We start from the raw sequence: 17,700 nt of genomic DNA, 5'->3' as shown, positions 1-17,700 counted from the left end.
ATACCATCGCTGCCGTGTCCCGCCACCGGCCGCCCCGAGGAGATGCCGTCCCGATGTCACGCCTGGTCCAGATCAGCGACTGCCACCTGCATGCCGACCCCGACGCCCGCGCCCGGGCCGGCTTCCCGCTGCGCCAGCTCGAGGCGGTGGTCGAGGCGGTCAACCGCGAGCGGCCGGACATGGTGCTGGTCACCGGCGACATCAGCAACGACGAGACGGCGGGCTCCTACCAGCTGGCCGTGGCCACCCTGGGGCGGCTCGCGGCGCCCTGGTTCTGGCTGGCCGGCAACCATGACGACCCCGCGCTGATGGCCGAGAGCCGCGAGCTGCTCGATGAGCTCGACCTCGATGCCTGGCGGATCCTGATGCTCGACACCCGGGTCAGCGGCCAGCCCCATGGCGCGCTGGGCCCCGAGGGGCTGGCCTCCCTGGCCGAGCGCCTCGAGGAGGACGACCGGCCGACCCTGCTGGTCATGCACCATCCGCCGCTGTCGGTGGGGTCGGCGTGGATCGATGCCCTGGGCCTCGAGGACCGCGAGGCCTTCTGGCAGACCCTGGCCGCCTTCGGCCAGGTGCGCGCCATCCTCTGCGGCCACGTCCATCAGGCCTTCGCCAGCCACCAGCGCCTGGAGGCGGGCGAGGTGGCGGTCTATGCCTGCCCCTCCACCACCGACCAGTTCCTGCCCGGCGCCGAGACCTTCGCCATCGACGAGGCCTCGCGTCCCGGCTACCGGGTCATCGACCTGCGCGACGACGACCTGGAGACCTGGGTGGAGCGGGTGGACCTCTGAGGCCACGGCGCCTCGAGATGGTGTTTTGGCTATAAAAAGATAGTCATTAATTCTTTTGGGTTATTACTGGCCCGGCGTTACCCTGCTCGCATGACCTTTCCTGCCCAACGTCATGCGAGGTACCGGGCCATGACCACCCTTCACGCCGCGACCCCCGAGTCGCCCCCCCGGGCCGCCGGCGCGCCTCCCGCGCTGTCGCCCCGTCGGCTGACCCACCTGCAGCAGCTCGAGGCCGAGTCGATCCACATCCTGCGCGAGGTGGCGGCGGAATTCCGCAATCCGGTGATGCTCTACTCCATCGGCAAGGACTCCTCGGTGATGCTGCACCTGGCACGCAAGGCCTTCTATCCCGGGCCGCCGCCGTTCCCGCTGCTGCATGTGGACACCACCTGGAAGTTCCGCGAGATGATCGCCTTCCGCGACCGCATGGCCGCCGAGGCGGGCATGGAACTGCTGGTGCACACCAACGAGGAGGGGCGGGCCGCCGGCATCAACCCCTTCGACCACGGCTCGAGCGGCTACACCGACGTGATGAAGACCGCGGCGCTCAAGCAGGCCCTGGACAAGTACGGCTTCGACGCCGCCTTCGGCGGCGCGCGCCGCGACGAGGAGGCGAGCCGTGCCAAGGAGCGGGTCTTCTCCTTCCGCGACCGCCACCACCGCTGGGACCCGAAGAACCAGCGGCCCGAGCTGTGGAACCTCTACAACGCCCGGGTCAACAAGGGCGAGTCGATTCGCGCCTTCCCGCTCTCCAACTGGACCGAGCTGGACATCTGGCAGTACATCCACCTGGAGCAGATTCCCATCGTGCCGCTCTACTTCAGCGCCCCGCGCCCGGTGGTGGAGCGCGACGGCATGCTGATCATGGTCGACGACGAGCGGATGCCGCTGGCCGAGGGCGAGGTGCCCGAGGAGAAGTGGGTGCGCTTCCGCACCCTGGGCTGCTACCCGCTCACCGGCGCGGTGGAGTCCACGGCCGCCACCCTGCCCGAGATCATCCAGGAGATGCTGCTGACGCGGACCAGCGAGCGCAGCGGCCGCGCCATCGACCACGACCAGGCCGGCTCCATGGAGAGGAAGAAGCGCGAGGGGTATTTCTAGTCGCTGGCGAAAACTCGCTGCGCTCGGCCATACGGCGTTGAACATCGGCTCAAGATGCTCATTTACTACAGTAAACTCCGCTCTTTCGCCTCTGTTCGCCTTGTCTGGCCATCGCTCGCTGACTTTTCGCTCAGCGCCTGTTTAAAGATTAATAGGGTATCGAAATGGCCCATCAGTCTTCTCTAATAGCGGACAATATCGAGCAGTACCTGCACGAGCACGAGAACAAGGACCTGCTGCGCTTCATCACCTGCGGCAGCGTGGATGACGGCAAGTCGACGCTGATCGGCCGGCTGCTCCACGACTCCAAGATGATCTTCGACGACCAGCTCGCCGCGATCACTCGGGACTCGAAGAAGAGTGGCACCACCGGCGAGGAGGTCGACCTGGCCCTGCTGGTGGACGGCCTGCAATCCGAGCGGGAGCAGGGCATCACCATCGACGTGGCCTATCGCTTCTTCTCCACCGACCGGCGCAAGTTCATCATCGCCGACACCCCGGGCCACGAGCAGTACACCCGCAACATGGCCACCGGGGCCTCCACGGCGAGCCTGGCGATCATCCTGATCGATGCCCGCCACGGGGTGCAGACCCAGACCCGTCGGCACAGCTTCATCGCCGACCTGCTGGGCATCCAGCACCTGGTGGTGGCGGTCAACAAGATGGACCTGGTCGACTACTCCCAGGCGCGCTATGACGAGATCGTCGCCGAGTACCGCACGATCGCCGACCAGCTGTCGGCCCGCGACATCCGCTTCGTGCCGCTCTCGGCGCTCAAGGGCGACAACGTGGTCAACCGCAGCGAGGCGATGCCCTGGTATCGGGTCGACGGGAGGCCCGGGCCGACCCTGCTGGAGCTGCTGGAGAGCGTCGAGATCAGCCGCGACCGCAACCTGACCGACCTGCGCCTGCCGGTTCAGGTCGTCAACCGGCCCAACCTGGACTTCCGCGGCTACGCGGGCACCCTGGAGGCGGGGATCCTGCGCCCCGGACAGGCGGTTCGGGTGCTGCCCTCGGGCAGGCGCTCCACGGTGGAGCGCATCGTCACCTTCGACGGCGACCTGGAAGAGGCCTTCCCCGGCCAGGCGATCACCGTGACCCTGGCGGACGAGATCGACATCTCCCGGGGCGACTGGATCGTCGCCGCGGACGGCGAGGTGGCGATGTCCAGCGCCTTCGAGGCCGACATCGTGTGGATGCACGACCAGCCGCTGGCGCCGGGTCGCCAGGTAGACATCCGCCTGGCGGGGCGTTCGGTGGCGGGGCAGGTGGCGGAGATCCTCCACCAGGTGGACGTCAACACTCTGGAGCGACTGCCGGCCGAGCGCCTCGAGCTCAACGCCATCGCCCGCTGCCGGGTGGCGCTCACCGCCGAGGTGCCGCTGGATGACTACGCCACCAGCCCCGGCACCGGCAGCTTCATCGTCATCGACCGGCTCTCCAACGTCACGGTGGGGGCGGGCATGATCCGCGCCGTGGTGGACAGCGAGAGTGAGGGCGAGTCGCCGAGGGCCACCGAGGTGGACTGGGCCGGCTTCGAACTGGAGCTCAATGCCCTGGTGCGCCGGTACTTCCCCCACTGGGAGGCGAAGGATATTCGCAAGCTGTTGAAATAATCTCAGCCCCGGGCCACTGCACCTGAGTACCAGGAGCTCGGGGCTGATCCGTCGACAAGCCTGCGAGGAGGCGCTGTGAACCCATCCCTGGGCGCTACCGATGCCATCCCTGGCATAGGACCCCCTCTTCGGCCTGCCCCCGGCGCCTCTCGCGGTAGCGAAGGGGATTATCTGGGCTTGTTGGCCATCACCACCGCGCGGCGCGGGGCGGGGTAGCCCTCCCGGGTTCTGGTCGGGTCCTCGGGGTCGAGAAAGTCGGCCAGGGACTGGAAGGTCATCCACTCGGTGGCGCGCTGCTCCCCGGTCGTCGTGACCGCCTCGTCCACCACCCGCACGTTCTCGAACCCGCAGCGCGTCAGCCACTGGCACAGCGCTGCCGACGACGGCAGGAAGTAGACGTTGGGCATGGCGGCGTAGCGCTCCCCCGGCAGCAGTACCGTGGTCTCGTCGCCCTCCACCACCAGGGTCTCCAGCACCAGCTCGCCGCCGGGGCGCAGGGTCTCCCTGAGCTGCAGCAGGTGCTCCAGGGGGGAGGGGCGGTGATAGAGCACGCCCATGGAGAAGACCGTGTCGAAGAAGCCGAGCCCCTCGGGGACCTCCTCGATGCCCACCGGCAGGAAGTGGGTGCGGTGGCCGTCGGCGTCGCCGACGAAGTGGCGCACCGCCCGGAACTGCCAGAAGAAGCGCGGGGAGGGGTCGATCACCAGCACGAAGGCCGCGCCTGCCCCCGCCATGCGCCAGCCGTGATAGCCGCTGCCGCCGCCGACATCGAGGACCTTCCTTCCGGCCAGCGGCGCCAGGTGAGGCGCGACGCGCCGCCACTTCCAGTCCGAGCGCCACTCGGTGTCGATGGCGATGCCGCCAAGCCGGTAGGGACCCTTGCGCCAGGGGGCGAGCTTCCTCAGCAGGTTCTCGACCTGGCGGCGCTGGCTGTCGGAGAGCGCGAGCTCGACGCTGACCGTGTCGGCGTCGAGGCGCACCTGCCGGTCTTCCGGCAGCGTCGGCAGCTTGGCCACCGCCTTCTCCCAGGCCGGCAGGTCGCCATGGCGCCGGCGGTCCAGCCCGCGAGCCAGCTGGTCGGGCAGCCGGGCCAGCCAGGTGTCGAGGCCCTGGTCGAGCAGGGCCCGGTAGAGGTCGCGGTGCTCGGGGACGATCGGCATGTCACGTCTCACCGTCGCGCGGGGCCCCCGGCGCATCCTTGAAGGCGATCAGCGAGGCGAAGTTGAGGAACTGGAACCAGGTGTGGGAGCGGGAGAACCCCGCCCGCTCGAGGCGCGCATGGTGCGCCGCCAGGGTGTCCGGCACCAGCACGTTCTCCAGCGCCGTGCGCTTCTGGCTGATCTCCAGGTCGCTGTAGCCGTTGGCGCGCTTGAAGTCGTGGTAGCGCTCCACCCGCCAGGCATTCTCCTGCTCGTCCTCGGCTACCACCTTCTCGGAGAGCACCAGCACGCCGCCGGGCTCCAGAGCCTGGTAGAGCCGGGACATGAGGGCGTCGCGATCCTCGGGCGCCAGGAACTGCAGGGTGAAGTTGAGCACGATCATGCCGGCGGGCCGGTAGTCCAGCCGGCGGATGTCGCCCTCGACCACCTCCATGGCGTGGTCGGGGCACTCCGCGGCCAGGGTCTCCCGGGCCCGAGCCACCATGGCCGGCGAGAGGTCCACCCCGGTGTAGCGGAAGGCCGCGGGGGGGAGCTGCCCGGCGAGCGCCAGCCCGGCGGCACCCAGCGAGCAGCCCAGGTCATAGACCCGGGCGCCATGGCGCAGGTGGCGGGCGGCGATCAGCCCCAGCATGCCCAGTATCTGGCCGTAGCCCGGCACCGAGCGGCGGATCATGTCGGGAAAGCAGGCGACGACCCTCTCGTCGAACGAAAAGCGCGCGACCCGGTCGAGGGGTGTGGAAAAGATCGCGTCACGGTAAGATGCGTCACTCATGGGCCAAGCCGGAATCATGCGGAAAAGGCCGACATTCTACGCTTCGACCGCCCCGGCTGCACGACAGGATGTCAAGGAGGAAACCATGCCCACCACACCGATCGATCAGCGCGACGCCTGGTGCGCCCTGGCGTCTCATGCACAGGACATGCGCGAGACCCACCTGCGCGAGCTGTTTGCCGGCGAGACCGGCCGCCACGCCGCCTACACCCGCCACGCCGCCGGGCTCACCCTGGACCTCTCCAAGCAGCGCTGGTCCGCCGAGACCCTGGACCTGCTGCTGGCGCTGGCCCGGGAGGCGAGGCTGCCCGAGGCGATCACGGCCCTGCTGGATGGCGAGCGGGTCAATCGCAGCGAGGACCGCCCGGCGCTGCATACCGCGCTGCGCCTGCCGGCGGATGCCTCGCTGGTGGTGGAAGGCGAGGACGTGGTACCCGCCGTTCACCGTACCCTCGACCACATGGCCACCATGGTCGAGCGCTTCCATGCCGGCCAGTGGCGCGGTGCCACCGGCAGGGCGATCCGCCACGTGGTCAACCTGGGCGTCGGCGGCTCGGACCTCGGGCCGCTGATGGTCACCCATGCCCTGGCCGACTATCGGCCGGACGACGTGCACCGCATCGAGGTGCACTTCGCCTCCACCATGGACGGCTCCCAGCTCGCCGACTACCTGGCGCGGCTCAACCCCGAGACCACGCTGTTCGTGCTCTCCTCGAAGTCCTTCACCACCATCGACACCCTCTCCAACGCCCGCACCGCCCGCGACTGGCTGATGGCCCGCCTGGAAGGCGAGGAGGGGGTCGACGCCGAGCTGGTGATGCGCCAGCACTTCATCGGCGTCTCGGCGAGCCCCGAGAAGATGGACGAATGGGGCATCGCGCCTGCCCACCAGCTCGAGTTCTGGGAGTGGGTGGGCGGCCGCTATTCGCTGTGGGGCGGCATCGGCCTGCCCATCGCTCTGGTGGTCGGCATGGACCACTTCCGCGCACTGCTGGCCGGGGCCCATGCCATGGATCGCCACTTCCGCGAGGCGCCGCTGTCCGACAACCTGCCGGTGCTGCTGGCGCTGGCGGGGATCTGGAACGTCAACTTCCTGGATATCCGCGCCCACTCCATCCTGCCCTACGACGGCCGCCTGGAGTATTTCGCCGCCTACCTCGAGCAGCTCGAGATGGAGTCCAACGGCAAGTCGGTGACCCATGACGGCCGCGAGGTGGGCTACTCCACCTGCCCGGTGCTGTGGGGCCAGCTGGGTCCCAACGCCCAGCACGCCTTCTACCAGCTGCTCCACCAGGGCACCCAGGCGGTGGAGTGCGACTTCATCGCTCCCCTGGTGCGCTACGATGACGTGGCCGACGAGGCCACCCGCGACCACCTGATGGGCCAGCATCGCCTGACGCTCGCCAACTGCTTCGCCCAGTCCCGGGTGCTGATGCTCGGCGACGACGCCATCGACGACGAGGGGCCACGGCCCGGCCACAAGCGCTACCGGGGCAACCAGCCCTCCAGCACCCTGCTGCTGGACCGCCTGACGCCCTCGACCCTCGGCGCGCTGATCGCCCTCTACGAGCACAAGGTGTTCGCCCAGGCGACGATCTGGGAGATCAACCCCTTCGACCAGTGGGGCGTGGAACTGGGCAAGAAGATCGCCGGCGAGACCCAGCGCATCCTCGAGAGCCACGAGGGCCTCGACGCCATGGACGACTCGACCCGGGCGCTGATCGAGGCGGTCTGGTCCGCCGAACGGGCACTGTAATGCTACTGGCTGTGCATACAGGGGTTGCGGTATGCTGAGCGCCGCCCCGGCGATACGGCCGGCCAGCGGCGTGCTCTATCTGCACGGCTTCAACAGCGGCGAGGGGTCGCCCAAGGCGGCCCTGGTGCGTCGGGCCTGCGCGGCGCTGGACCTGCCCTGCGTGACGCCACAGCTGCCTCACCGGCCGCGGGCGGCGCTGGCCCTGGCCGAGGCGCGCCTGGCCGAGCTCGGTCCCGAGCCGCTGGTGGCGGGCAGCTCCATGGGCGGCTTCCTGGCCACCTGCCTGGCCGAGCGGCACGGCCTGCGCGGGGTGCTGATCAACCCCGCGGTGGCGCCGGCCCGGCTGGTGACCGACTGGGTCGACGAGGCCTTCGTCAACGACTATACCGGCGAGCGCTTCACCGTCGGGGAGGCGCACCTGGCCGAGCTCGAGGCGCTGACGCCGGCGACGGTGACGCCGTGGCGCTACCTGCTGCTGCTGGGGACGGCCGACGAGGTGCTCGACCCGGGCGATGCCTTTGCCCTCTACCGCGGGGCGCGCACGATCCTGCATCCGCGGGCCGATCACGCCTTCGACGTGCTGGCCGACCACCTGCCGGCGATCCTGGCCCACGGCGGCCATGCGCTGGCCGCGGGCCGCCTCGCGGGGGTGGCGGCAAGCCCCTGACTGCCGCCGGCAGGCCAGCCAACACAAGGAACCGGACGACACATGACGCAATACAGTGCCAGCTCGATCGAGGTGCTTTCCGGCCTGGAGCCGGTGCGCAAGCGCCCGGGCATGTACACCGACACCAGCCGCCCCAACCACCTGGTCCAGGAGGTGGTCGACAACAGCGTCGACGAGGCGCTGGCCGGCCATGCCAGCCAGATCACCGTGCGGCTGTTCGAGGATGGCGGCATCGAGGTGGCCGACGACGGCCGCGGCATGCCCATCGACATCCATCCCGAGCACGGCGTCTCCGGGGTGGAGCTGATCCTCACCCGGCTCCACGCCGGCGGCAAGTTCTCCAACGCCAGCTACCAGTTCTCGGGGGGGCTGCACGGCGTGGGCGTCTCGGTGGTCAATGCCCTCTCGCGGCGCCTCGAGGTGGAGGTGCTGCGCGACGGCAGCCGCCACGCCATCGCCTTCGAGCACGGCGAGCCCGCCTCCCAGCTCTCGGTGATCGGCAGCGTGGGCAAGCGCAACACCGGCACGGTGCTGCGCTTCTGGCCCGAGGCGAGCTACTTCGACAGCCCCCGGCTGTCGCTGCCGCGGCTCAAGCACCTGCTGCGGGCCAAGGCGGTGCTCTGTCCGGGCCTCAGGGTGGTGCTGGTCGAACCCGATGGCGCCGAGAGCGCCTGGGAGTACGAGGATGGCCTGCGCGACTACCTGGCCCAGGCCACCGACGGCTATGAGGTGCTGCCCCCGTCGCCCTTCGTCGGCCACTTCGCCGACGACGAGCAGGCCTGCGACTGGGCGATCCAGTGGCTGCCCGAGGGCGGTGAGCCGCTGATGGAGAGCTACGTCAACCTGATTCCCACGCCCCAGGGCGGCACCCACGTCAACGGCCTGCGCGCCGGCCTGCTCGAGGCGCTGCGCGAGTTCTGCGAATACCGAAGCCTGCTGCCGCGTGGGGTCAAGCTCACCGCCGAGGACCTCTGGGAGCGGGTCAGCTACGTGCTCTCGGTGAAGATGCTCGACCCCCAGTTCGCCGGCCAGACCAAGGAGCGCCTGTCGTCGCGCACCGTGGCGGGCTTCGTCTCCGGGGTGGTCAAGGACGCCTTCTCGCTGTGGCTCAACCACCACGTGGACCAGGCCGAGGCCCTTGCCGAGCTGGTGATCAACGCCGCCCAGCGCCGCCAGAAGAGCGCCAGGAAGGTGGCCCGCAAGAAGGTCACCTCCGGCCCCGCGCTGCCCGGCAAGCTGGCCGACTGCTCCGGCCAGGACCCGGCGACGAGCGAGCTCTTCCTGGTGGAGGGCGACTCCGCCGGCGGCAGCGCCAAGCAGGCGCGCAACCGCGAGAGCCAGGCGATCCTGCCGCTGCGCGGCAAGATCCTCAACACCTGGGAGGTGGAGTCCCACGACATCTACGGCTCCCAGGAGGTCCACGACATCGCCGTGGCCGTCGGCATGGACCCGGGCAGTGACGACCTCTCCAAGCTGCGCTACCACAAGATCTGCATCCTCGCCGATGCCGACTCCGACGGCCTGCACATCGCCACGCTGCTCTGCGCGCTCTTCGTGCGCCACTTCCCGGCGCTGGTGGATGCCGGCCATGTCTACGTGGCGATGCCGCCGCTCTACCGCATCGACCTCGGCAAGGAGGTCTTCTATGCCCTGGACGAGAGCGAGAAGGCGGCGATCCTGCGCCGGCTCGAGGGCAAGCGCGGCACCGTGAACGTGCAGCGCTTCAAGGGCCTGGGCGAGATGAGCCCGCTGCAGCTGCGCGAGACCACCATGGCGGTGGAGACCCGCCGGCTGGTGCAGCTCACCCGCGAGGTGGGCGACGGCACCATGGAGATGATGGACATGCTGCTGGCCAAGAAGCGTGCCTCCGACCGCAAGAGCTGGCTCGAGGACTACGGCAACCTCGCTGACATAGAGGTATAGCGCCGAGCGCCACGCCACAAGCGCCAAGGGCGAGCGGCGCCGGGGACAGGTCGGAGGGGAGGTCCTATGCCAGGGATGGCATCGGTAGCGCCCAGGGATGGGTTCACAGCGCCTCCCCGATGGCCTGTCGCCGGATCAGCCGCGAGGGAATACAGCCAACGATTTTGGACACCCTGACCAGGGGCATACCGTATGAGCATGGATATCCAGGTGGCGGAGGGCGACGTCGAGCGCCTCTCGCTGCGCGAATACACCGAGAAGGCGTACCTCGACTACTCGATGTACGTCATCCTCGACCGGGCGCTGCCCCATATCGGCGACGGCATGAAGCCGGTGCAGCGGCGCATCGTCTACGCCATGCGCGAGCTGGCGCTGGGTGCCAACGCCAAGTACAAGAAGTCGGCGCGCACCGTGGGCGACGTGCTGGGCAAGTTCCACCCCCACGGCGACAGCGCCTGCTACGAGGCGATGGTGCTGATGGCCCAGCCCTTCAGCTACCGCTACCCGCTGGTGGACGGCCAGGGCAACTGGGGCAGCCCCGACGATCCCAAGTCCTTCGCCGCCATGCGCTACACCGAGGCGCGACTGTCGAAGTTCGCCGAGGTGCTGCTCGCCGAGCTGGGCCAGGGCACCGTGGACTGGACCCCCAACTTCGACGGCACCATGAACGAGCCGGTGGTGCTGCCGGCGCGGCTGCCCCACGTGCTGCTCAACGGCGGCACCGGCATCGCCGTGGGCATGGCCACCGACATCCCGCCCCACAACGTGGGCGAGGTGGTCGAGGCCACCTGCCACCTGCTGCGCCACCCCGAGGCCACCACCGCCGACCTGGTCCAGCACCTGCCGGCGCCGGACTTTCCCAGCGAGGCCGAGATCATCACCTCCCGCGCCGACCTGCGGAAGCTCTACGAGAGCGGTCGCGGCTCGGTGAAGCTGCGCGCCCGCTACGTGATGGAGGAGGGCAGCATCGTGGTCACCGCGCTGCCCTACCAGGTCAGCGGGGCCAAGATCCTCGAGCAGATCGCCGCCCAGATGCAGGCCAAGAAGCTGCCCATGGTGGCGGACCTGCGCGACGAGTCGACCCACGAGGAACCGACCCGGCTGGTGATCGAACCGCGCTCCAACCGCGTCGACATCGAGGCGCTGATGGCGCACCTGTTCGCCACCACCGACCTCGAGAAGAACATCCGCGTCAACATGAACGTGATCGGCCTGGACGGCCGGCCGCGGGTGATGCCGCTGCCCGACCTGCTCGGCGAGTGGCTGCGCTTCCGGCGCAGCACCGTGCGCCGCCGCCTGGAGCACCGCCTGGGCAAGGTCGAGGACCGCCTGCACCTCCTCGAGGGGCTGCTGATCGCCTACCTCAATATCGACGAGGTGATCCGCATCATCCGCGAGGAGGAGGAGCCCAAGCCCGCCCTGATGGCGGCCTTCGGACTCTCCGACCGCCAGGCCGAGGCGATCCTCGAGCTGCGCCTGCGCCACCTGGCGAGGCTCGAGGAGATGAAGATCCGCGGCGAGCAGGAGGAGCTCGAGGCCGAGCGCAAGCGGCTCCAGGAGCTGCTCGGCAACGAGGCCAAGCTCACCGACCTGATCGAGGAGGAGCTGCGCGCCGCCGCCGAGGCCCACGGCGACCCGCGCCGCTCGCCCATCGTCGAACGCGAGGAAGCGCGCGCGCTCTCCGAGGTGGAGCTGGTGGGGGCGGACCCGGTCACCGTGGTGCTCTCCGAGAAGGGCTGGATCCGCAGTGCCAAGGGGCACGAGATCGACCCGGCGGGGCTCTCCTACAAGGCCGGCGACCGGTTCCATCTCGCCGCCCGGGGCAAGACCAACCAGCCCCTGGTGCTGCTCGACGACACCGGCCGTGCCTACACCCTGCAGGCCCACAACCTGCCCAGCGCCCGGGGGCAGGGCGAGCCGGTGACCAGCCGCGTCAACGTGGTGGCCGGCGCCCATATGGCCGGCGTCATGCTGGCGCCGCCGGCGTCGCGCTTCCTGCTCGCCTCCGACGGCGGCTACGGCTTCGTCGCCCGGCTCGAGGAGCTGGTCGGCAAGAACAAGTCCGGCAAGGGGGTGCTCAGCGTGCCCAAGGGCTGCAACGTGCTGCCCCCCTGCCGGGTCCCCGACACCCCCGAGGGCGTCTGCGTGGCGGCGGTCTCCAACGAGGGACGCCTGCTGCTCTTCCCCCTCGAGCAGCTGCCCGAGATGGCCAAGGGCAAGGGCAACAAGATGATCGACATTCCCGGCGCCCGGGCGGCACGGCGCGAGGAGTTCGTCCGCGACCTGGTGGTGCTGCCGGCGGGCGCCAGCCTGGTGATCCATGCCGGCAAGCGCCACCTGACCCTCAAGGCCGCCGACCTGGATTACTATCGTGGCGAGCGCGGCCGGCGCGGCAGCAAGCTGCCCCGCGGCCTGCAGAAGGTCGACAGGTTGGAAGCGTTGAACGGCGACACCTGACAAGATGGTTCCGCGGCGCCGGAGGCAGGTCGTAGAGGAGGTCCTACGCCAGGGATGGCGTCGGTAGCGCCCAGGGAAGGGTTCACAGCGCCTCCTCGAAGGCCTGTCACCGGGTCAGCCGCGGAAATGAGAGAGCTCCTGAGGCAACCATGACACGACGCATACTGATCCGCGCCACCGGCGCGGCTCGACCCGGCCAGCTGGCCGGCCTGGGCAAGGCGCTGGCCGCAAGCGGCGCCCGGCTGCTGGACATCAACCAGAGCGTGACCTTCGACATGCTCTCCCTGGAGGCCCTGGTGGGGCTCGACCACGACAGCGACCTGGAGGCCGCGCTGTCCGCCGTGGGCGACGAGCTGGGCCTCGACGTCCAGGCGATCCAGGTCAGCGCCGAGGACTACCAGCGCTGGAGCAGCCAGGCCAGCCGGCCGCGGCTGATCCTGACGCTGCTGGCGCCGCACCTGCCCGCCGGCATCCTGGCCGAGGTGGGGGCGCTCACCGCCGAGCACGGCCTCACCGTGGAGCTGATCCACCGGCTCTCCGGCCGCGAACCGCTGGACGGCGGCGTGCCCCGCGACCACCAGAGCATCCAGGGCGCCTGCGTGGAGTGCTGGCTGCGCGGCGACGAGGTCGACCTCGACGCCCTGCGCGAGAAGGCCCTGGCGCTGGGCGCCATGCACGGCGTCGACATCGCCCTCCAGGAGGACTCCATCTGGCGCCGGCACCGGCGGCTGGTCTGCTTCGACATGGACTCCACCCTGATCCAGGCCGAGGTGATCGACGAGCTGGCCCGCCGCCACGGCGTCTATGACGAGGTGGCCGAGGTCACCGAGCGGGCCATGCGCGGCGAGCTCGACTTCCAGCAGAGCTTCCGCGAGCGCATGGCCAAGCTCCGTGGCCTCGACGAGTCGGTGCTGGCCGAGATCGCCCGGGACCTGCCGCTGATGGACGGCGTCGAGCGGCTGATGAGGCAGCTCAAGCGGCTGGGCTATCGCACCGCCATCCTCTCCGGCGGCTTCACCTACTTCGCCCGCCACCTGCAGCAGACCCTCGGCTTCGACGAGATCCACGCCAACGAGCTGGTGATCGAGAACGGCAAGGTGACCGGCGAGGTGCGCGAGCCGATCCTCGACGCCGACCGCAAGGCGCAGCTGCTGCGTGAGATCGCCGCCCGGGAGGGGCTCGCCATGGAGCAGACCATCGCCGTGGGTGACGGCGCCAACGACCTCAAGATGCTCGCGGCGGCGGGGCTCGGCATCGCCTTCCGCGCCAAGCCGCTGGTGCGCGCCCAGGCCAGCCACTCCATCTCGACGCTCGGCATCGATGCGGTGCTCTACCTGATCGGCTATCGCCAGGTGGACCTGGAGGAGCGGGGGGAGTGAGCGACACCTTCGAGATCTGGCGCGACCGCTTCGAGCGGCTGCGCTCGAACAAGGCCTTCGAGCTGACGGTGATCACCATCATCGTGGTCTCGGCGCTGCTGATCGGTGCCAAGACCTACGAGGAGGAGGTGAGTCCCTTCCAGGAGTGGATCCTGTGGCTCGACGTGGCGGTCACGGTGTTCTTCCTGGTGGAGATCCTGATCCGCATGGCCGCCGAGCGGCGCCTGCGGGACTTCTTCCGCAAGGGCTGGAACATCTTCGACTTCCTGATCGTCACCGCCAGCCTGATCCCCATGGACGACTCGGAGATGGTGCTGCTGGCGCGCCTGCTGCGCATCTTCCGGGTGCTGCGCCTGGTGTCGATGATCCCCGAGCTGCGCCTGCTGATCGCCGCGTTGTTCAAGTCGATCCCGCGCATGGGCTACGTGGCCCTGCTGATGTTCATCATCTTCTACATCTACGGCGCCATCGGCAGCTTCCTGTTCGCCAGCGTCGACGAGAAGCTGTGGGGGAATATCTCGCTGGCGATGCTGACGCTGTTCCAGGTGGCGACCTTCGAGAGCTGGGCCACGGCGGTGCTCTACCCGACCATGGAGCACTACCCCTACGCCTGGATCTATTTCCTCACCTTCATCTTCCTCAACGCCTTCATCTTCCTCAACATGATGATCGGCATCGTGCTCGACGTGATGCAGAAGGAGAGCCTGGCCATCGAGCTGGAGAGCGGGGAGGGGGAGGCCGCGGAGCTGCACGGCCTGCGCGACGACGTGCGCGAACTGCGCGACCAGCTCTCGCGGATGGAGCGGATGCTCGAACGCCGGAGTTGACAAAGCCGCCCAACCTTGATTCTCTATGGCCATGAACATGACGGCGTACGACCTCGACCTACGACTACTAGCCCGCTCCTGAGAGCGTGGGCGATGCCGCCTGCATCGCCATCGTCCTTCGCCAGAAGGTCCCGGTCGAAACGAGGTCGTACCATGTCAGCCATCACTTTCCGTCGTTCCATCGAATGCCAGTCCGCGCCGAATCGCCGCGAACACCGTCGTGTTCGCGGTTTCGTCGTGTCCGATACCGCGCGCAACGCCCCGACCGGCCCCCGGCCGTCGGGGCGTTGCCGTTTGTGAGCCGTATTCGCCAGAGTGCCGCACCGCCAGTCCAGGGAGACCGCCGCCATGATGCTCGACAACCCCGCCGCCAAGTACCGCCCCTTCGTCGCCGTCGACCTGCCCGATCGCCAGTGGCCCAACCGTCGCATCGAGAAGCCGCCGATCTGGACCAGCGTCGACCTGCGTGACGGCAACCAGTCGCTGATCGATCCCATGGACCAGGAGCGCAAGCAGCGCCTCTTCGACCTGCTGGTGAAGATCGGCTTCAAGGAGATCGAGGTGGGCTTCCCCTCGGCCTCCCAGACCGACTTCGACTTCGTGCGCTCGCTGATCGAGAACGGCAAGATCCCCGCTGACGTCACCATCCAGGTGCTGACCCAGGCCCGCGACCACCTGATCGACCGCACCTTCGAGGCGCTCAAGGGGGCGAAGAACGCCATCGTCCACGTCTACAACGCCACCGACCCGATGTTCCGCCGGGTGGTGTTCGGGGTCGACAAGGCCGAGTGCATCCAGATCGCCGTGGACGCCACCGCGCGCATCAAGCAGCGCATGGAGGAGGCGCCGGAGACGAACTGGACCTTCCAGTACTCCCCGGAGCTGTTCACCACCACCGAGATGGAGTTCGCCCGGGAGATCGTCGAGGCGGTGATGGAGACCTTCGGCGCCAGTGCCGAGAAGAAGATGATCGTCAACCTGCCGGCCACCGTGGAGGCGGCGACCCCCAACAACTACGCCGACCAGATCGAGTGGTTCTGCCGCCACGTGAAGGACCGCGACGCCCTGATCGTCAGCGTGCATCCCCACAACGACCGCGGCACCGGCGTGGCCGCCGCCGAGCTGACCCTGATGGCCGGCGCCGACCGCGTCGAGGGCACCCTGTTCGGCAACGGCGAGCGCACCGGTAACGTGGACCTCGTCACCCTGGCGATGAACCTGTACACCCAGGGGGTGCATCCGGGCCTCGACTTCTCCAACATCACGCCGGTCATGCGCGAGGTGGAGTACTGCAACCAGCTGCCGGTGCACCCGCGCCACCCCTACGTGGGCGACCTGGTGTTCACCGCCTTCTCCGGCTCCCACCAGGATGCCATCAAGAAGGGCATGGCCGAGCGCCGCGCCCATCCGGAGGCCGTCTGGGACGTGCCCTACCTGCCCATCGACCCGCTGGACGTGGGCCGCAGCTACGAGGCGGTGATCCGCGTCAACAGCCAGTCCGGCAAGGGCGGGGTCTCCTACCTGCTCGAGCAGGAGCACGGCATCGAGCTGCCGCGCCGCCTCTCCATCGAGTTCAGCCAGGTGGTGCAGGAGGTGGCCGACCGCACGGGCAGGGAGATCACCTCGCAGATGATCTACCAGGCCTTCGCCGACGAGTACCTAGAGCAGACCTCGCCCTTCGGCCTGGTCAGCCACCGGCTCTCCTCGGAGCCCGACAGCCCCACCGTCACCCTGGAGGCCACCATCGAGGAGCGCGGCGAGCGCCGTACCCTCGCCGGCCAGGGCAACGGCCCGCTGGCGGCCTTCATCAAGGCGCTGGCCGCCGCCGGCCACGACGTGGAGATCATCGACTACCACGAGCATTCCCGTGGCCAGGGCTCCGATGCCGAGGCGATCGCCTACGTGGAGGTGCGCATCGACGGCGAGGCGGTGTTCGGCGTCGGCACCGACGAGAGCATCACCAGCGCCTCCATGAAAGCGGTGATGAGTGCCATCAACCGCAAGCTCTCGACCCAGGCGCCGGCGGCCAATGTGACCGCCGCGTCGCTGGCATAACGCCGTTTCTGTAGGAGGGCAGCTCTGCTGCGCGACTGGCGCCGCAGGCGCCATGGCGGTGTTGTCCCGGCTCATCGGGCCACCGCCGGGAGGCCTGCGGCCTCCATCGCCCAATAAATTGGCCTCCTACAGCGGCGTCTTGCTTCCCTCGCCGGGGATCTCCCTGACCAGCCGCGGCACCAGGAACCCCGGCAGCATGTCTCTCAGGCCCGCGACCAGTTCGCGGGCCTGGTCGTCGGAGACGTCGAAGTGGGCCGCGCCGGCCACCGGGTCGAGCACGTGGAGGTAGTAGGGCAGCACGCCGGCCTCGAAGAGCCGCTCGGAGAGCGCGGCCAGGGCGTCCCGCGAGTCGTTGACCCCGCGCAGCAGCACGCTCTGGTTGAGCAGGGTCACGCCTGCCGCCTTGAGCCGAGCGCAGGCCGCGACGACGGCGTCATCGATCTCGTTGGCGTGGTTGACATGCAGGACCAGCACCTTCTGCAGGCGGGTCTTGCCGAGCCAGTCGAGCAGGGCATCGTCGACCCGATCCGGGATCACCACCGGCAGGCGGGTGTGCAGGCGCAGGCGCGTCAGGTGCGGGATCGCCTCGAGGCGATTCACCAGCCAGGCCAGCTGCCGGTCGCTGGCGGCCAGCGGGTCGCCGCCGGAGAGGATCGCCTCGCGGATCGTCGGGTCGTCGCGCAGGGTGTCCAGCGTGGCCTCCCACTGGGCCCGGGACGGCGCGTTGTCGCCGTAGGGGAAGTGGCGGCGGAAGCAGTAGCGGCAGTTGACCGCGCAGGCGGGGCTGGCGATCAGCAGCACCCGGCCGTCGTACTTGTGGATCAGCCCGCGAGCCGGGGTATGCGCGGCCTCCTGCAGGGGGTCGGCCACGAAACCGGGGGCCGGCACGGCTTCCTCGCCCAGCGGCAGCACCTGGCGCAGCAGGGGGTCGGTCGGGTCACCCGGTCGCATGCGGACCAGGAAGGCCTCGGGCACCCGGACCTCGAAGAGGGCATGGCCCGCCTCGGCGCCGGGGTGCCAGCGCGCGTCGAGCCCCAGGCGCCGGCACAGCTCGGCCGGATCGCGGATGGCCCCCGCCAGCTGCGCCTGCCAGGCGGGCGGCACGGGCAGCGGTTCGGTCTCGTCGTGACGCTGCAAAAGGATGGGGCTTCGGGTTATCATGCGGCACACCAGTCAACACGGGCGAGGCCGGCTCC

Annotated in this window: 13 protein-coding genes; 10 read left to right on the top strand and 3 right to left on the bottom strand. The window is 69.3% G+C overall.

All coding sequences use genetic code 11. The features are described from left to right. Positions 1 to 53 precede the first annotated feature (53 nt). The 3 genes from BDK63_RS10535 to cysN all read left to right on the top strand — a co-directional run bounded on the left by BDK63_RS10535 (position 54) and on the right by cysN (position 3,508). Complete coding sequence (locus BDK63_RS10535) at positions 54 to 791, top strand: phosphodiesterase (RefSeq protein WP_183331666.1); 738 nt, start codon at positions 54 to 56, stop codon at positions 789 to 791. A gap of 129 nt (positions 792 to 920) precedes the next feature. Beyond that, positions 921 to 1,892: a sulfate adenylyltransferase subunit CysD gene (gene cysD / locus BDK63_RS10530; RefSeq protein WP_246386028.1), complete on the top strand. Its 972-nt coding sequence runs from the start codon at positions 921 to 923 to the stop codon at positions 1,890 to 1,892. 164 nt (positions 1,893 to 2,056) lie between these two features. Further along, on the top strand, positions 2,057 to 3,508 hold the full coding sequence (gene cysN, locus BDK63_RS10525) for a sulfate adenylyltransferase subunit CysN (RefSeq protein WP_183331664.1): 1,452 nt from the start codon (positions 2,057 to 2,059) through the stop codon (positions 3,506 to 3,508). Positions 3,509 to 3,675: 167 nt separating this feature from the next. On the opposite strand, the gene cmoB is transcribed toward cysN, so the two are convergent. After that, positions 3,676 to 4,668: a tRNA 5-methoxyuridine(34)/uridine 5-oxyacetic acid(34) synthase CmoB gene (cmoB, locus tag BDK63_RS10520; RefSeq protein ID WP_183331662.1), complete on the bottom strand. Its 993-nt coding sequence runs from the start codon at positions 4,666 to 4,668 to the stop codon at positions 3,676 to 3,678. 1 nt (position 4,669) lies between these two features. Then, positions 4,670 to 5,440, bottom strand: a complete 771-nt coding sequence (gene cmoA, locus BDK63_RS10515) for a carboxy-S-adenosyl-L-methionine synthase CmoA (RefSeq protein ID WP_183331660.1) — start codon at positions 5,438 to 5,440, stop codon at positions 4,670 to 4,672. Positions 5,441 to 5,525: 85 nt separating this feature from the next. Here cmoA and pgi point away from each other — a divergent pair, with 85 nt between their 5' ends. The 7 genes from pgi (at position 5,526) to leuA (ending at position 16,504) form a co-directional block, all read left to right on the top strand. Next, positions 5,526 to 7,196: a glucose-6-phosphate isomerase gene (pgi, locus tag BDK63_RS10510; protein WP_183331658.1), complete on the top strand. Its 1,671-nt coding sequence runs from the start codon at positions 5,526 to 5,528 to the stop codon at positions 7,194 to 7,196. A 31-nt stretch (positions 7,197 to 7,227) separates the two neighbouring features. Beyond that, on the top strand, positions 7,228 to 7,863 hold the full coding sequence (locus BDK63_RS10505) for a YqiA/YcfP family alpha/beta fold hydrolase (protein ID WP_183331656.1): 636 nt from the start codon (positions 7,228 to 7,230) through the stop codon (positions 7,861 to 7,863). Between the two features lie 42 nt (positions 7,864 to 7,905). Then, positions 7,906 to 9,786: a DNA topoisomerase IV subunit B gene (gene parE / locus BDK63_RS10500; RefSeq protein WP_183331654.1), complete on the top strand. Its 1,881-nt coding sequence runs from the start codon at positions 7,906 to 7,908 to the stop codon at positions 9,784 to 9,786. Positions 9,787 to 9,978: 192 nt separating this feature from the next. Then, positions 9,979 to 12,243 carry a DNA topoisomerase IV subunit A gene (gene parC / locus BDK63_RS10495; RefSeq protein ID WP_183331652.1) on the top strand — a complete coding sequence of 755 codons (2,265 nt, stop codon included), beginning with the start codon at positions 9,979 to 9,981 and terminating at the stop codon, positions 12,241 to 12,243. Positions 12,244 to 12,392: 149 nt separating this feature from the next. Continuing rightward, on the top strand, positions 12,393 to 13,622 hold the full coding sequence (gene serB / locus BDK63_RS10490) for a phosphoserine phosphatase SerB (protein WP_183331650.1): 1,230 nt from the start codon (positions 12,393 to 12,395) through the stop codon (positions 13,620 to 13,622). After that, positions 13,619 to 14,449, top strand: coding sequence for an ion transporter (locus BDK63_RS10485; RefSeq protein WP_183331647.1), 831 nt, complete (start codon positions 13,619 to 13,621; stop codon positions 14,447 to 14,449). Before serB ends, BDK63_RS10485 begins: the two co-directional genes overlap by 4 nt. A 348-nt stretch (positions 14,450 to 14,797) precedes the next feature. After that, complete coding sequence (gene leuA, locus BDK63_RS10480) at positions 14,798 to 16,504, top strand: 2-isopropylmalate synthase (protein ID WP_183331645.1); 1,707 nt, start codon at positions 14,798 to 14,800, stop codon at positions 16,502 to 16,504. A gap of 126 nt (positions 16,505 to 16,630) precedes the next feature. Here leuA and epmB read toward each other — a convergent pair whose 3' ends face one another. Further along, on the bottom strand, positions 16,631 to 17,665 hold the full coding sequence (gene epmB / locus BDK63_RS10475; protein WP_183331643.1) for an EF-P beta-lysylation protein EpmB: 1,035 nt from the start codon (positions 17,663 to 17,665) through the stop codon (positions 16,631 to 16,633). Positions 17,666 to 17,700 lie beyond the last annotated feature (35 nt).

The sequence above is a fragment of the Halomonas campaniensis genome (assembly GCF_014193375.1).
GTDB classification, from domain to species: Bacteria; Pseudomonadota; Gammaproteobacteria; order Pseudomonadales; family Halomonadaceae; genus Halomonas; species Halomonas campaniensis.
Note: the sequence above shows the minus strand (reverse complement) of the source record. Positions and strands in the feature narration are given on the sequence as shown.

Coding starts and splice junctions, on each gene's coding strand:
- cmoA (WP_183331660.1), bottom strand. CDS start 5,440: ATGAGTGACGCATCTTACCGTGACGCGATCTTTTCCACACCCCTCGAC.
- parE (WP_183331654.1), top strand. CDS start 7,906: ATGACGCAATACAGTGCCAGCTCGATCGAGGTGCTTTCCGGCCTGGAG.
- BDK63_RS10505 (WP_183331656.1), top strand. CDS start 7,228: ATGCTGAGCGCCGCCCCGGCGATACGGCCGGCCAGCGGCGTGCTCTAT.
- cmoB (WP_183331662.1), bottom strand. CDS start 4,668: ATGCCGATCGTCCCCGAGCACCGCGACCTCTACCGGGCCCTGCTCGAC.
- cysD (WP_246386028.1), top strand. CDS start 921: ATGACCACCCTTCACGCCGCGACCCCCGAGTCGCCCCCCCGGGCCGCC.
- pgi (WP_183331658.1), top strand. CDS start 5,526: ATGCCCACCACACCGATCGATCAGCGCGACGCCTGGTGCGCCCTGGCG.
- parC (WP_183331652.1), top strand. CDS start 9,979: ATGAGCATGGATATCCAGGTGGCGGAGGGCGACGTCGAGCGCCTCTCG.
- serB (WP_183331650.1), top strand. CDS start 12,393: ATGACACGACGCATACTGATCCGCGCCACCGGCGCGGCTCGACCCGGC.
- leuA (WP_183331645.1), top strand. CDS start 14,798: ATGATGCTCGACAACCCCGCCGCCAAGTACCGCCCCTTCGTCGCCGTC.
- BDK63_RS10535 (WP_183331666.1), top strand. CDS start 54: ATGTCACGCCTGGTCCAGATCAGCGACTGCCACCTGCATGCCGACCCC.
- epmB (WP_183331643.1), bottom strand. CDS start 17,665: ATGATAACCCGAAGCCCCATCCTTTTGCAGCGTCACGACGAGACCGAA.
- cysN (WP_183331664.1), top strand. CDS start 2,057: ATGGCCCATCAGTCTTCTCTAATAGCGGACAATATCGAGCAGTACCTG.